Raw genomic sequence first — 14,841 nt, forward strand, 5'->3', positions numbered from 1 at the left:
TTTTATTACTATTTCACTGCTTTTAGGGCATTTTTTTGCAACTCGTTCGTTAAATATTTCACTAAACGTATATTTAAAAGTATTTATTCTTTAATTTTGTTGTGTAGACCATGAACCAGACCAATGCCACAAAGAATACTGCCATCGCAATATAATCCAGTATCTGAATCGGTGTCACATAAAAATGGATTGCATCAATCGCTCCATACAAAGTAGTTACAATACCAAAAATCAGAACTGCCGGAACCGCCTTTTCCATGTATGCTTTTTTATCTTTGCAATTATGTTCCGAAAAATTCTTTCCAAGCAGAAGGACTTCGTTGATATGACCGTCCTTTTTCATTTTTAAATATGCATACAGGCAGTAAATGCCGCAACATAATATCAGGATGCTGATTGCACCAAACATACTATCCATATATTACACCTCAACTCCGAGAATTGTCTTCACGGTCTCTTTCATCTTGTCAACCTCGCACTCTTTTGTGTGAAGGATGTCTGCATTGCGGATTTCTTCGATTGCCTTCGGAATCTCGACTCCTGATACCTTTTCCAATTCATCGATCAGTGCAAATTCATCCATCGCATCGTAGGAAGCATCGATAGACGTCATAACGCTTCGTGCAAATTTGTATGGGCTTGCCGTAGAAGCAACCAGTGCCTTTAATGTATCTTTGCTGTTTGTCTGGTATGCTTTGCAGACATGGGCCGCAACGGCTGTGTGCGTATCCATGACATAACCTGTAGAACGGTACGTATCACGAATCGTCTCTCTCGTCTCTTCCTCTGTCGCATAACCGCCTACAAAATCAGCCAGTTTTTCTTTCATCTCTGCTGTAATCTCATAGACACCCTCTGTGTTCAATTTTTTCATTAATTCTGCATTCTTCTGTGCATCCTGTCCTGCAATCGTATAAATCAGACGTTCCAGATTACTGGAAATCAGGATATCCATTGATGGGGAGGATGTCAGCACGAACTCACGGTTCTTATCATACTTTCCAGTCTGGAAGAAATCATAAAGTACTTTATTTTCATTAGAAGCACAGATCAACTTTGCAATCGGTACTCCCATCTGCTTTGCATAATATGCAGCCAGAATGTTCCCAAAGTTACCTGTCGGAACTGTAACTTTAATCTTCTCTCCGTTTACAATCTCCTCATTCTCAAGCAGCTTTGCATATGCATACACATAGTATACGACCTGTGGAACCAAACGCCCAATATTAATAGAGTTGGCAGATGAGAACTGATATCCAGACTGACTCAACTCCTGTTCCAGCTCTTTATCTTCAAAAAGAGCCTTGACACCACTCTGTGCATTATCAAAATTGCCATGGATAGCAACTACAGAAGTATTCTTCCCTTTCTGTGTCACCATCTGCAGTTCCTGGACCTTGCTCACACCGTCTTTTGGATAAAATACAATGATCTTTGTACCCGGAACATCTGCAAAACCTGCAAGGGCCGCTTTTCCAGTGTCACCTGATGTCGCTGTCAGGATCACGATTTCTTTTGTCACATGATTCTTCTTTGCTGATGTAGTGAGCAGATGCGGAAGGATGGACAGTGCCATATCCTTGAATGCGATTGTCGCACCGTGGAATAACTCCAAGTGGTATGTATTCCCTACCTTCACAAGAGGTGCGATTACCTCTGTATCAAACTTTTCATCATAAGCGCTGTTGATGCAGTGTTTTAATTCCTCTTCTGTAAAATCGGTGAAAAACTGCTTCATGACTGCATATGCAGTCTCCTGATAACTCATATCTTTCAGGTCGTCCATTGTTACATCCAGCTTTGGAATCTCTACCGGGACAAACAAGCCGCCGTCTTCTGCAAGACCTTTTAAGATTGCTTCGGAGGCTGTGACTGTTTTCTCTGCATTCCTTGTACTTTTGTATAATAGATTCATTCTTTTACCCTCTTTTTTCTTTCTTCACTGTGTTACTGCACTGAATTATAACATATGTCCCTCCCAGATTCAAGAGTAGGAATATTGGAATGAAGTTCGTGTCTATGAAGAAGGGGGCGCGACCAAGAAACCATATACAGGCAGGGCGCATAGAGCAGGTGGTATTTCTGAAAACTTCCCGTTTGTTAAGATACACTAAATGAAACAGGACTGAATTTTACGGCACTAAAGAGATTCACTGCGTTTGCCTGATGCAAACGCAGTTCAACTCTTTATGATATTTGATTTTGAAGCATCAAATATCATCCATAAAATCCAGTCCTGTTTCATTAAGTGTATCTACAACGCTCTCTATGTCCCCAAAAATACCACCTGCTCTATGCGCCCTGCCTGTATATGATTTCCTGTTCGCTGGGTTCATCCGGACGAACGCTAACTCCGTTCCCTAGGGATTCCTGACCAGGACGGATGGATTCGATAGGTGGGACAAGTGGTGATTATTTCGTGGTCTCGTGTCTGCGGAACAGGATGAAGAGGATTCCGCTTACGGCCATCAACATAGGGTAGAACAGGTAAGGCATGATGTGGAACGGGGTCAGGCCTGTCAGGCTGGCAGCGGAGAGGAGCTGGGCTCCATATGGAATCAGGCCCTGGCCCACGGAGGTGAAGATGTCCAGCAGGGACGCAGAACGCTTCGGGGTGATGTCGAATTCTTCGCTGATTTCTTTGGCTATAGGGCCGGCCATAACGATTGCTACGGTGTTGTTAGCAGTACATAGGTCTACGAAGAGAGCTAACAGGGCAATGCCCAGTTCGCCGCCTTTTTTTCCCTTGATACGGCTTTTGATCTGGTACAGAATGAACTGGATACCTCCGTATTCTTTGACCAGAGATACAATGCATGCCACAACAATAGAGATTACCGTAATGTCATACATGGAAGTCACGCCTTCGCCTACCACGGAAAATATCTGGGACAGTGCTATGCTGCCGGTAGCCACTCCTACTATCAGGGATACAACAATTCCGCCGATCAGGACCAGGAACACATTGATTCCGATCAATGCACCTACCAGGACCATGATATAGGGAAGCACTTTCCAAAGGTTGTAATCCGAAGCGGCTGTTACCTGCACCGCCGCATTGCGTGTGATCAAAAAGAAGACCACAATCGTAATGATCGCTGCTGGGAGCACGATCAGAAAGTTCGCCTTGAACTTGTCCTTCATCTCGCAGCCTTGTGTCTTAACTGCAGCAATCGTTGTATCAGATATCATGGACAGATTATCTCCGAACATGGCACCACATACGACTGCCCCAATGCAGATTGCAAGAGAAAAACCAGTCTGTTCAGAAATCCCGACTGCAATCGGTGCGAGAGCCGCGATTGTTCCCATGGAGGTTCCCATAGAAATGGAGATAAAGCAGCCAATAATAAATAATCCCACAATCGCGATCCGGGCCGGAAGAATGGATAGCCCAAAGTTAACGGTACTCTCCACCCCTCCTGCTGCGGTGACCGCTCCTGAAAATCCTCCTGCACACAGGAAGATCAGACTCATTGTGATGATGTTCTCATCTCCGGCCCCTCCTGCAATAATCTTTAGTTTTTGTGCAAAATTTAATTTCCTGTTCTGTAAAAATGCTACAAATAATGCAATTAAAAACCCTACGATTGCCGGCATTGCATAGAAATCCTTTGTCACAATACCTGCTCCCAGAAAAATCACCAGAAACACACCAATCGGAAGCAGAGCGATGGCCCTGCCTTTTACGTTTTCTGTCGTTGTACTCTCTTGTCTCATTCCATATCCTCTCTTTGTTAAAATATTTCCCGTACCTTATGGAAATCCTCGCCGAGCTCTTCCTGCATCTGTTCCTGGAACATTCCTGCGCTTTTATAAAAATAGATATCGTGGCGGACGCACTCCGCCGCCATAGCGACCATGGGCTTTGACTTTGTCCAGATTACTTCGGACACCGCATCACTGATGATCTGTCCAAACACGACCTCATGGTTATCAGAAACGAGGGTCAAAAATCTTCCTCCCATTTCCTTCCTTTTTTCTTCAAGCATTCCATGACGGCACACGTGTCTAAGTGCAATTTCATCTTCGCCTTTTTCTCCAAAATAGACGATTCCTGTGCGGATTCCTTTTTCCTCCAGTTCCTGGATCTGCGGCAGCAGTCCGGGCAGGTCCTCCTCCCAGATCTGCAGGAGCAGCTCTGATTCTGTCCTTTTTAAGATACTGCGGCATTTCGCAAATACATTCTCGTATTCCCTGATATGCCAGAACTCATCCATATCCGTCTGTGCCCTGTAATCCTTCAACTGTCCTTCCAGCTCCGTTAGAGTCACATCGGTCTCATGCTTCACTCTCTCCGCGATCTCTTCTACCGGTACAGCAGCATAACGGTTGGTATTCTCCTGTTCAGAATACAATATAAATCCTTTCATGACAAGAGATTCCAGCACATTGTAAATTTTGGAACGGGGCACAGCCGAAAATTTGCTCGCCTCATACCCCGTTGCACCGCCATTTTTCAAAAGAGTCAGATATACTTTTGCCTCCGCATCCGTAAGCCCTACCTTATTGAGTAAACCAATTTTATCTACCAAGGCTGCATCGCACCGCCTTCTTCCGCCGGTCTGCAGTTACGTGCAAACAGATTCAGACAGCCCTTTTGTTCTTTTAACGGCGGACATACCCAGGCAGCCTTTCTCTTTTTCAGTTCCTCTTCTGATACTTCTAAAGTCACTTTGCCTCCTGGAATATCAATGACGATTTCATCGCCTTCCTCGACAAGTGCAATTGTTCCTCCGTCATATGCCTCTGGTGAAACATGTCCGATAATCGCACCATAATTGAAGCCTGAAAATCTAGCATCTGATACCAGACCCACACTTGTATGAAGTCCATGTCCGATCAGAGCATCGATGCTCAGCATCAGCTCTTTCATTCCCGGAGCCCCTTTACAGCCTTCATAACGGATGACGATCACATCTCCTGGAACAATCTCTCCTGCCTCGATTGCTTCAAATGCACTTCTGTCACCATCGAAGACCTTAGCTTTTCCCCTGATATATTTTACAGGATCTGGAACTGCGGTCGGACGCACGATTGCACCATTCGGAGAAAGGTTTCCTCGTAAAATCTTAAGTCCAGGCTCTTTGAACAACGGTTTTTCCAGGGAATGAATCACTTCGTTCGGCTGTGCAGTCACGCCTGACAGATATTCTCCCCATGTGCCGCCGTTCATCATCGGAGCATCCGTGAACAGATGCGGCTCCAACATCTTCATTACGTTCGGCACGCCGCCTGCATAATGGAAATCCACGACCGTGTATGGACCGCTCGGAATGACCGCGTTAATGCAAGGAATCTTTTCCGCATACTTTTCGAAATCAGCCAGTGTAATATCGATTCCCAGCTCATAGGCCATAGTCAGGATATGCAGTACTGCATTGGTGGAACCTGCCACTGCCATATCGAACATAATAGAGTTCAAAAGAACTTCCTTTGTGATCAGATCTGATGGTCTTCGTCCTGATTTGACCAGCTTTACTGCAAATTTTCCAGCTTCTCTTGCCTGGCGCAGCTTCCGGTTATCTGACGCCGGAATCGTTGCTGTGCCCGGCATGACAAGATTCATCACTTCACCGAGCATCTGCATGGTATTGGCTGTTCCCATAGAAGGACATGCGCCAAAGGATGGGCAGACTGCCTCCTCGAGCTCCATCAGCTCCTCTTCTGTGGAACCGGAAAATCTGGCAACATCCAAATCAGCCTCCACAACTGCCTTTCCGCAGTGATGTCCTGGCTGCATAGAGCCCCCGGTCACGACCATAGACGGAATATTCATTCTGGCTGCTGCAAGATAGCAGCCTGCAATAATGTTGTCACAGGATGCGACCATCACAAGTCCATCAAAGTTATGTACTCTGGAAACAAACTCCACTGACATTGCCACGATATCCCGACCGACCTGCTCGTATTTTAACTCTTCCGCTCCATTTGCGATGTTCCCGCAGGTTGCCGGAATCCCAAACTCTACAGGCACACCGCCTGCTGCCCAGATTCCCTGTTTTACGGCCTCTGCGATCTGTCTTAAATGTGCACTTCCCGGTGAACCCTCCATATAGGAATTCGGCACCCCAATGTGCGGTTTTTTACGGATATCAGCATCTGAATAACCCGCTGCTTTCATCATGACACGGCGATGTGCCGCCTCTGCCCCGTTCCAATATGATTCCATTTTCCATTTCCTCCTAAATATAATTCTTTCTTTTATGAAATCTTTCCAATGACTTTTATTCCCAGATAGTTCCCACACCAGCCTGCATTGCCTTGTCATAAATGCGTTTCGCTGCCATCAGATCCTGAGTTCCGATTCCAACTGTTTTGAAAACGATAATTTCCTCATCATTTTCCCTGCTCGTTACTTTTCCAAGAAGTACGTCACCTAAATCTCCGGTAAAATCGTCCTTTGTAATGATTCCCTGATCCAGTGGAATCAGGATATCTCCTGCCTCTGAAAGAACCGCATCCTCAGAATCAAAATATATCTTAGAAGCACGTTTTAAGATTTCCGGGTCCATCTCCTGCATATGAGGCTGATAGCATCCAACGCAGCTCACTGTTGCCCCTGCTTTCACCTTAGTCCCGTCAAATACCGGGCGTGTGGATGGTGTCACGCAGACCAGGATATCCGCATCTTCTACGGCATCATCTGAACTCTCCGCTGCCAGGATCTGTGTTCCATAAGCTTTCAATTCTTCACTCATCTGCTCCACAAATGCATTCAAACGCTGTGCATTCAAGTCAAATACCTTCACCGTCTCCAGATTGCGCACAGCTACCATGGCCTCCAGTTGTGTAGCTGCCTGTCCTCCTGTTCCGATCAAAGCGCCCTTTTTGCAGTCCTTCTTTGCCAGGACATCCAGAGCCGCTCCCGTTGCTGCACCTGTCCGAAGCTGTGTCACATAGGTCCCGTCCAGAACAGACACGACCAGTCCGTTAGAAGCATCGATCAAAAGCACCTGTGCCGGAGTCGTAGGAAGCCCCTGCTCGATATTCTTAGGAAATACATTCACGACCTTTAAGCAGGCTGTATCCAGCTCATCCACAAAAGAAGGCATGAACAGAAGAGAGCCTTCATGCCGCGGTACCTGGATATTCGTCCGCAGAGGCACCTCACTCTTCCCTTCTGAAAATAACTGAAAAGCTTCCTTGTCCGCTTCCACAGCTTCTCTCATAGAAAAAACCTTTTTAATGTCCGATTTCGATAATAACAGCATAACAATTCCTCCTAATTTTTTATACATAGAATCAGTTTTTCATGCTAGTATACCCCAAAGGTAACTATTATGTTTTTATTATATCAATAAGTAAAAAAATGTCAATCCCTTACTTTCCTACCTAATTCACTTTCCTATCCAATCAGATTTTCTACACGGCCCGGGATTAGGTTTTGGATTCCGGCAGATGGGGCATGTAGCTTATGAACAATCTAAAAATACGTCTTAGAATCAAGAAAAGAGAAAATGAGAAAAAGAGAGACCAGGATTCGCCGTACCACGGCACAATTCTGTTCTCTCTTTTTCTCATTTTTCTTCTGCTATCTCTTCACTTCTACTATCTCTTCATGCACAGCACATCTTGAGGAAAGCCGTATGCCTCATCTGCCGGAACACAACGTCTCAATCCCCAGACCATGCCCCTAACAGCTCGAATCAGGCCTTCTTACTATTCGTATAGTTCACCAGTCCGCCCGCTGCAATCAATTTCTGCATGAATTCCGGGAATGCCTGTCCCTGGAACTCTGTTCCTTTTGTGCGGTTATAGATCTTTCCACTGTCAAAATCTACTTCCACTTCATCGCCTGCCTCAATTCCCTTCGCAGCCTCCGGGCACTCGATGATCGGCAGCCCGATATTGATGGCATTGCGGTAGAAAATTCTTGCAAAGGTCTCTGCGATGACACAACTGACTCCTGCTGTCTTTAAGCAAAGCGGCGCATGTTCTCTGGAAGAACCACAGCCAAAGTTTTTATTTGCCACGATGAGATCTCCTGGCTGTACTTTATTCACAAATTCAGGATCGATGTCTGCCATCGCATGACTTGCCAGCTCCTGTGCGTCAAATGAATTCAAATATCTTGCCGGAATGATAACATCTGTATCTACGTTGTCTCCATATTTAAAAACGTGTCCTAAAGCTTTCATTATCTGTCACCTACTTTCTCTGGATTCGCGATGCATCCCGCAATCGCACTCGCTGCCGCCACTTCCGGGGAAGCCAGATAAATCAAGGAATCCACATGTCCCATGCGTCCTACAAAGTTACGATTGGTCGTAGAGACACACTTTTCTCCTGCTGCCATAACGCCCATATGGCCTCCCATACAAGGTCCGCAGCTCGGTGTATTGACTGCACAGCCTGCATCCACAAAAATGTCCAGAAGCCCTTCCTTCATACATTGCTTGTATATCTTCTGTGTGGCCGGAATCACCATGACACGTACATCCGGGTGAACCTCACGTCCTTTCAGGATTGCAGCAGCCTTACGCATATCTTCCATTCTGCCGTTCGTACAGGACCCGATTACGACCTGGTCGATCTTGATCGGCTCCATCGCCTCGATCTCATCAATGGTCTTCGCATTGCCCGGAAGATGCGGGAATGCAACCGTCGGACGAACCTGTGACAGATCAATCTCAATCACATCATCATAAACTGCATCTTCATCTGCTTCGTAAACGGTATATTCCTTCACTGTGTGCTCATCCAGATAAGCCTTCGTCTGCTCATCCACCGGGAAGATTCCATTCTTTGCACCAGCTTCAATTGCCATATTAGCGATTGTGAAACGGTCGTCCATGGACAGATTCTGGATGCCATCCCCTGTGAATTCCATGGATTTGTAAAGTGCTCCATCCACACCGATCTTACCTATGATATGAATGATTACATCCTTGCCGCTCACAAATGGGCCCGGCTTTCCGGTCAGTACAAACTTTATAGCACTCGGCACCTTGAACCACAGTTCCCCTGTTGCCATACCCGTTGCAATATCCGTTGTACCTACACCTGTAGAAAATGCGCCCAGTGCTCCATATGTACAAGTGTGGGAATCCGCACCGATGATGCACTCTCCAGCAGCCACTACTCCCGCTTCAGGAAGGATTGCATGCTCCACACCAGATTTGCCCTGCTCAAAATACCACTTCAGCCCCTGTTCCTTCGCGAACTCGCGAATCGACTTAGAGTTCTCTGCAGACTTGATATCCTTATTCGGTGTAAAATGATCAGGAACCAGTACCACTTTATCTTTATCATAGACCACATCTGCCATCTGCTTAAAAATCGGCAGAGCCATCGGTCCGGTAATGTCATTCGCCATTACCACATCTAATTTCGCCTCTATCAACTGACCAGCCTCAACAGAATCAAGCCCTGCATGAGCCGCCAGAATCTTCTGCGTCATTGTCATTCCCATAACGACAACCTCCTCTTTCATATAAATTCTGTTTTACATTTTATCATATTAAAGTACGAAAAGAAAGGAGAGATATTATCCTTTTTCTCCTATTCTTTCATATTACATTAACCCGTAGAGACCATGTTAGAAGGCGTTACAGAAAAAATCAGAAAAAGGGAGGTCGGAATTTGGCGTTCAACGCCTAATTTCGTGCCATACTTGCGGAGAAATCATCCAGATTTCTCCGCATATATGGCAGTGCCTCCCTTTTTCTGATTTTATCTATTATGCCTTCTTCATGGACGGCAAGGGTTTTGCAACGACAGGCATGCAGACAGCAGGTAATGTGTTCCACATCTTTCCTGGCGTCCCCTCATCCGTTCCGACACTAAAGCTCGTCACTAACATCCGATTTTATTTTGCCTGAATATAACCCTTAGCAGTCAGTGCTTCCGCGCACAGTACTGCTCCACCGGCTGCGCCACGTACTGTATTATGGGACAGTCCGACAAATTTATAATCGAACATGCTGTCTTCTCTCAAACGTCCGATTGATACGCCCATTCCATTCTCATAATCAACATCCAGTTTTACCTGCGGACGATTGTCATCTTCCAGATACTGAATGAACTGTTTTGGTGCGCTTGGAAGATTTGCTTCCTGCGGGAATCCCTGATAGGATACTAACTTTTCAATCAGCTCTTCCTTCGTCGGTTTCTTCTCAAAGTTGATAAATACGGCTGCTGTGTGTCCGTTCAAAACTGGAACACGGATGCACTGACATGTGATCTTCGGCAGCTCTGCCTTCACGATTTCACCATTCTCGACCTTACCAAGTACTCTCAGCGGCTCCTGCTCGCTCTTTTCCTCTTCTCCGCCGATATACGGAATGATATTCTCCACCATCTCCGGCCAGTCCTTGAAGGTCTTTCCTGCACCGGAAATTGCCTGATAGGTAGTCGCTACGACCTCTTTTGGCCCGAATTCCTTCCATGCCGCAAGACATGGAGCGTAGCTCTGGATGGAACAGTTTGGCTTTACAGCGATGAATCCTCGGGTCGTTCCAAGACGCTTCTTCTGGTCTGCAATGACATCAAAATGCTCTGCATTAATCTCCGGCACTACCATCGGAACATCCGGTGTCCAGCGGTGTGCACTGTTGTTGGAGACAACCGGAGTCTCCGTCTTTGCGTACTCTTCCTCGATTGCTTTGATTTCTTCCTTGGTCATATCCACTGCACTGAATACAAAGTCCACAGTAGCAGCAACCTTTTCCACCTCATTTACATTCAGCACGACTAACTTTTTCACAGCTTCCGGCATTGGGGTATCCATTTTCCATCTGTCGCCAACAGCCTCTTCGTATGTCTTTCCTGCAGAACGTGGGCTTGCAGCCACAGTTACTACCTCGAACCACGGATGGTCTTCAAGCAGGGAAATAAATCTCTGTCCTACCATTCCTGTTGCTCCTAAAATACCGACTCTCAATTTCTGATCCATCTTCCTCACCTTTTCCTTTCTCTTATCTAGCTTATCCTTCTTGAACTGCTTATGCAATTACTGTTTATTCAACGTTTAAGTACATCTCATGCGCTGCGATCACTTTTTCCATAGCTGCCTTTCCAGGTGCTCCTATGGTATTGCGCATCTCCACACAAGTCTTCATACTGATTGCCTCATAAATATCCGCCTCGAATACAGGAGAAATCGCTTTGAACTCTTCCAATGACATATCATCCAGGGCAATATTTTTCTCAATACAATACAGAACCAACTGGCCTACGATGCCATGTGCATCCCGGAACGGCACGCCATGATTCACCAGATAATCTGCAGCATCTGTCGCATTGGTGAATCCGTTCTTTGCACTGTCCTCCATACGCTGATTGTTAAAATGCATGGTCTTAAGCATCCCTGTAAACAGGGCCAGACAGCCTTTTGTCGTATCGATTGCATCGAATACGAACTCTTTATCTTCCTGCATATCCTTATTATATGCGAGAGGGATTCCCTTCATCGTCGTCAGAAGTGACATCAGTGCCCCATATACACGCCCAGTCTTACCGCGAACCAGTTCTGCGATATCCGGGTTCTTCTTCTGCGGCATAATGCTGCTGCCTGTGCTGTATGCATCATCAATCTCTACGAACTGATATTCATTGGAATTCCAGATGATGACCTCCTCTGAAAAACGGCTCAGATGCATCATGACTGTCGACATTGCAGACAGAAGTTCAATCAAATAATCCCGGTCAGCCACAGAATCCATGCTGTTCAGCGTAGGGCCTGCGAACTCAAGCAGTTCTGCCGTATATTCCCGATCCAAAGGATAGGTCGTTCCTGCCAGAGCTCCCGAACCTAACGGACAGTAGTTCATCCGTTGGTAAATATCCTTCATCCGTAAACGATCACGCTTGAACATCTCAAAATACGCACCCAAATGGTGGGCCAATGTGATTGGCTGTGCCTTCTGCAGATGCGTAAAGCCCGGCATATAGGTCTCTGTATGCTCTTTCATCAGCTTTAACAACACTTCCAACAGTCCTTTTAAAAGCTGGTCCAGCTCCAGGATCTCATCCCTCGTATAAAGCTTCATATCCAGAGCGACCTGGTCATTACGGCTTCTTCCCGTATGCAGCTTCTTCCCAGCATCTCCGATCCGATCAATCAGATTCGCCTCCACAAAGCTGTGAATATCTTCATATTCATCTGTAATCTCAAGTGCTCCACTCTCTACATCCGCCTTGATACCGAGCAGACCTTCGATAATCTTATCTTTTTCCTCCTCGGTCAGGATTCCCTGCTTTGCAAGCATAGTCACGTGGGCGATGCTTCCACGGATATCCTGCTCATAAAACTTTTTATCAAAAGATATTGATGCATTGAAATTGTACACTAACTGGTCTGTTTCCTTCGTAAAACGACCGCCCCATAACTGTGCCATTTCTTAATCCTCTCTTCTCTCTCTTAGATTTTCTCATTAGTTTACCATAGTAACGTGTTAATGTCCACATGAAACTTTACGGTTTTATCATCATTCTTGAGAATTAAATTAGAACATTTATACATGATATTATCTTTCGTTTTGTTCCTTAATTGAAAATTCACATCCACAATAATCCTGTCGGTACAGCCCATATTCCTTTGAAAGCTCGATCGACCGTTTATATCCATTCTTCTTTTTAAAATCTGACTGAAGATATTTGATTCCATATTCGGATGCGATTTCCCTGCCGATGGCATTGAGCTTCTCCGCATTTTTCAGAGGACTGATGCTCAAAGTTGTAGTGAAATATTCAAATCCACCCTTCACCGCCATCTCTGCTGTCTCTCTAAGGCGAAGCTCATAGCACTTGAAGCAGCGTGCTCCCCCTTCTTTTAAATGCTCCAGACCTTCTGCCATTGCATAGAATTTGTCCCGGTCATAATTCCCTGCTAAGAAGGAGACCGGATGTTTAAAGTGCATGTCCCCGATCAGAGTCTGCTGCTCCAAAAGACGCTTCGTATATTCACTTTCTGGAAATATATTGGGGTTATAATAAAAAACTGTGATTTCAAAATAATTCGATAAATATTCCAGTACATAACTGCTGCAGGGAGCACAGCAGCTGTGAAGCAGAAGCTTCGGCACTTGATTCTCCTTCTGAAGTGTACTGATCAGCTTGTCCAGCTCTTTCTGGTAATTTACATTTCTATAGTTCATCTCGTCCAAACACCTCTCATGTGCAAATCGATTCTGATATTATACCACAAACTCTAAGTTCGTAAAATACCCTGTTGTATATTCCTGTTGTATATTCCATGGTTTTTTGTGTTTATTCACCTTACCGGCATTTTCCCATAAACTAACTATATACTTGTCGAATGGAGTGTCTGCATGGAACCAATACTTGAGTTAAAAAACATCAATTATGCATATCACACTTTAGAGGGAGAAACCAAGGCACTGACAGATATTTCATTTTCCATCGCTTCCGGTGAGTTCGTCGCAATCGTCGGGCCATCCGGCTGCGGAAAATCCACCCTGCTTTCGATTATCTCAGGGCTTTTAGAACCTGAAAAGGGATTGATAAAAATGAATGGAAAATATATGAAGGAAAGTACGATGAACGTGGGATATATGCTGCAGCATGACCACCTTTTCGAATGGCGCACAGTATACAAGAATATACTTTTGGGATTGGAAATACAGCATATGCTCTCTCCAAAGTCCAAAGCCCGGGCCAATGAGCTTCTGGAGTTGTACGGGCTGAAACAATTTGCCAACTCAAAACCATCCGAATTATCGGGAGGAATGAGGCAGCGTGCGGCATTGATCCGTACACTTGTCCTGGAACCAGACCTTCTACTTCTGGATGAACCGTTTTCCGCCTTGGATTACCAGACCCGCCTCTCCGTCGGAGATGACATCGGACAGATCATCCGGCATGCACATAAGACGGCGCTCTTAGTCACGCATGACCTCTCCGAGGCAGTCAGTCTTGCGGACCGGGTCATTATCCTTACCAGCAGGCCGGCCCATATTTCCAAGATTGTGCCTATTACGTTTACGCTGGAAAAAGACACTCCTCTGCTTCGGAGGAATGCCCCGGAATTCAAGAATTACTTTAATATTATATGGGAGGAGTTGAATCAAAATGAATGAAATTTCTGTAGGACAACAGAGCTATCTGAATATGCACAAAAAACACAAAAGGATTGTGCGGGTCTCCCGCGTAGCGATCCTTCTGAGTTTTTTATTTCTCTGGGAATTTACAGCAAATGTGGGAATCATCGATTCCTTTATTTTCAGCAGCCCGTCTAAAATTGCCCTCTGCTTCTGGGGAATGGTCCTGGACAAAAGTATCTTTGTCCACATTTGGGTCACTTTATATGAGACGATCATAAGCTTCCTTCTGGTCACAGTAATCAGTGTCATGATTGCAGTCGCCCTCTGGTGCAGCAAAAAGCTGTCAGAAATCCTGGATCCTTATCTTGTCGTGCTGAACAGCCTGCCAAAATCTGCACTTGCACCTCTCTTGATCGTATGGCTGGGAGCTACAAAGACGACAATCATCGTAGCCGGCATGTCCGTGGCTATTTTCGGTAGTATTCTGAACCTCTATACCAGCTTTACAACAGTAGATGGTGAAAAAATTCGGCTCATCTATACCCTGCGCGGCAATAAATGGCACGCATTGACCAAGGTCGTGCTGCCCAGCTCTATCCCGGCAATCATCAGTAACATGAAGGTCAACATCGGACTCTGTCTCGTCGGTGTGATCATCGGTGAATTCCTGGCAGCAAGAGACGGGCTGGGATATCTGATCATATACTCCAGTCAGGTCTTTAAAATGGATTGGCTTTTGATGTCCATCGTTCTTTTATGTATTATGGCGATGGGCCTGTATGCACTCATTAATCTGGTGGAACGAATCTATCTGAGGCGGTTCTAAAAGCAGCCG

At 45.5% G+C, this 14,841-nt stretch carries 13 protein-coding genes; 2 read left to right on the forward strand and 11 right to left on the reverse strand.

Annotation, left to right across the window (positions count from 1 at the left end; genetic code table 11):
• Positions 1–73: 73 nt before the first annotated feature.
• The 11 genes from HGO97_RS09610 to HGO97_RS09660 form a co-directional block, all read right to left on the reverse strand.
• Positions 74–418, reverse strand: coding sequence for a hypothetical protein (locus tag HGO97_RS09610; RefSeq protein WP_216241083.1), 345 nt, complete (start codon positions 416–418; stop codon positions 74–76).
• 3 nt (positions 419–421) lie between these two features.
• On the reverse strand, positions 422–1,915 hold the full coding sequence (thrC, locus tag HGO97_RS09615) for a threonine synthase (RefSeq protein ID WP_216241084.1): 1,494 nt from the start codon (positions 1,913–1,915) through the stop codon (positions 422–424).
• Positions 1,916–2,412: 497 nt separating this feature from the next.
• Entirely contained in the window at positions 2,413–3,720 is a 1,308-nt protein-coding gene (locus tag HGO97_RS09620) for a Na+/H+ antiporter NhaC family protein (RefSeq protein WP_216241085.1), read from the reverse strand.
• Positions 3,721–3,737: 17 nt separating this feature from the next.
• On the reverse strand, positions 3,738–4,535 hold the full coding sequence (locus HGO97_RS09625) for a TrmB family transcriptional regulator (RefSeq protein ID WP_216241086.1): 798 nt from the start codon (positions 4,533–4,535) through the stop codon (positions 3,738–3,740).
• Positions 4,529–6,172, reverse strand: a complete 1,644-nt coding sequence (gene ilvD, locus HGO97_RS09630) for a dihydroxy-acid dehydratase (protein ID WP_216241087.1) — start codon at positions 6,170–6,172, stop codon at positions 4,529–4,531. Before ilvD ends, HGO97_RS09625 begins: the two co-directional genes overlap by 7 nt.
• A 55-nt stretch (positions 6,173–6,227) precedes the next feature.
• Positions 6,228–7,214 carry an ornithine cyclodeaminase family protein gene (locus tag HGO97_RS09635; RefSeq protein ID WP_216241088.1) on the reverse strand — a complete coding sequence of 329 codons (987 nt, stop codon included), beginning with the start codon at positions 7,212–7,214 and terminating at the stop codon, positions 6,228–6,230.
• A gap of 435 nt (positions 7,215–7,649) precedes the next feature.
• Entirely contained in the window at positions 7,650–8,141 is a 492-nt protein-coding gene (locus HGO97_RS09640; protein ID WP_216241089.1) for a 3-isopropylmalate dehydratase small subunit, read from the reverse strand.
• A complete protein-coding gene (gene leuC, locus HGO97_RS09645) occupies positions 8,141–9,415 on the reverse strand; it encodes a 3-isopropylmalate dehydratase large subunit (RefSeq protein WP_216241090.1) in 1,275 nt (424 codons plus the stop codon). The genes HGO97_RS09640 and leuC overlap by 1 nt, the downstream gene beginning before the upstream one ends.
• 396 nt (positions 9,416–9,811) lie before the next feature.
• The gene (gene asd, locus HGO97_RS09650) at positions 9,812–10,897 is read right to left on the reverse strand and encodes an aspartate-semialdehyde dehydrogenase (protein WP_216241091.1); all 1,086 of its coding nucleotides are present in this window, start codon (positions 10,895–10,897) and stop codon (positions 9,812–9,814) included.
• Between the two features lie 64 nt (positions 10,898–10,961).
• Positions 10,962–12,341, reverse strand: a complete 1,380-nt coding sequence (argH, locus tag HGO97_RS09655; RefSeq protein ID WP_216241092.1) for an argininosuccinate lyase — start codon at positions 12,339–12,341, stop codon at positions 10,962–10,964.
• Positions 12,342–12,470: 129 nt separating this feature from the next.
• A complete protein-coding gene (locus HGO97_RS09660) occupies positions 12,471–13,100 on the reverse strand; it encodes an epoxyqueuosine reductase QueH (RefSeq protein WP_216241093.1) in 630 nt (209 codons plus the stop codon).
• A gap of 174 nt (positions 13,101–13,274) precedes the next feature.
• On the opposite strand from HGO97_RS09660, the gene HGO97_RS09665 reads away from it, so the two are divergent.
• Both HGO97_RS09665 and HGO97_RS09670 read left to right on the forward strand, forming a co-directional pair.
• Positions 13,275–14,042 carry an ABC transporter ATP-binding protein gene (locus HGO97_RS09665; protein ID WP_216241094.1) on the forward strand — a complete coding sequence of 256 codons (768 nt, stop codon included), beginning with the start codon at positions 13,275–13,277 and terminating at the stop codon, positions 14,040–14,042.
• The gene (locus tag HGO97_RS09670) at positions 14,035–14,832 is read left to right on the forward strand and encodes an ABC transporter permease (protein WP_216241095.1); all 798 of its coding nucleotides are present in this window, start codon (positions 14,035–14,037) and stop codon (positions 14,830–14,832) included. The genes HGO97_RS09665 and HGO97_RS09670 overlap by 8 nt, the downstream gene beginning before the upstream one ends.
• The last annotated feature ends 9 nt before the right edge of the window (positions 14,833–14,841 follow it).

Source organism: Faecalicatena faecalis (genome assembly GCF_012524165.2).
Lineage (GTDB): Bacteria > Bacillota > Clostridia > Lachnospirales > Lachnospiraceae > Faecalicatena_A > Faecalicatena_A faecalis.

What these genes read in the sequence shown, in the direction of transcription:
- HGO97_RS09610 (WP_216241083.1), bottom strand. Translation starts at nt 418, where the DNA reads ATGGATAGTATGTTTGGTGCAATCAGCATCCTGATATTATGTTGCGGC.
- thrC (WP_216241084.1), bottom strand. Translation starts at nt 1,915, where the DNA reads ATGAATCTATTATACAAAAGTACAAGGAATGCAGAGAAAACAGTCACA.
- HGO97_RS09620 (WP_216241085.1), bottom strand. Translation starts at nt 3,720, where the DNA reads ATGAGACAAGAGAGTACAACGACAGAAAACGTAAAAGGCAGGGCCATC.
- ilvD (WP_216241087.1), bottom strand. Translation starts at nt 6,172, where the DNA reads ATGGAATCATATTGGAACGGGGCAGAGGCGGCACATCGCCGTGTCATG.
- HGO97_RS09635 (WP_216241088.1), bottom strand. Translation starts at nt 7,214, where the DNA reads ATGCTGTTATTATCGAAATCGGACATTAAAAAGGTTTTTTCTATGAGA.
- HGO97_RS09640 (WP_216241089.1), bottom strand. Translation starts at nt 8,141, where the DNA reads ATGAAAGCTTTAGGACACGTTTTTAAATATGGAGACAACGTAGATACA.
- leuC (WP_216241090.1), bottom strand. Translation starts at nt 9,415, where the DNA reads ATGGGAATGACAATGACGCAGAAGATTCTGGCGGCTCATGCAGGGCTT.
- asd (WP_216241091.1), bottom strand. Translation starts at nt 10,897, where the DNA reads ATGGATCAGAAATTGAGAGTCGGTATTTTAGGAGCAACAGGAATGGTA.
- argH (WP_216241092.1), bottom strand. Translation starts at nt 12,341, where the DNA reads ATGGCACAGTTATGGGGCGGTCGTTTTACGAAGGAAACAGACCAGTTA.
- HGO97_RS09660 (WP_216241093.1), bottom strand. Translation starts at nt 13,100, where the DNA reads ATGAACTATAGAAATGTAAATTACCAGAAAGAGCTGGACAAGCTGATC.
- HGO97_RS09665 (WP_216241094.1), top strand. Translation starts at nt 13,275, where the DNA reads ATGGAACCAATACTTGAGTTAAAAAACATCAATTATGCATATCACACT.
- HGO97_RS09670 (WP_216241095.1), top strand. Translation starts at nt 14,035, where the DNA reads ATGAATGAAATTTCTGTAGGACAACAGAGCTATCTGAATATGCACAAA.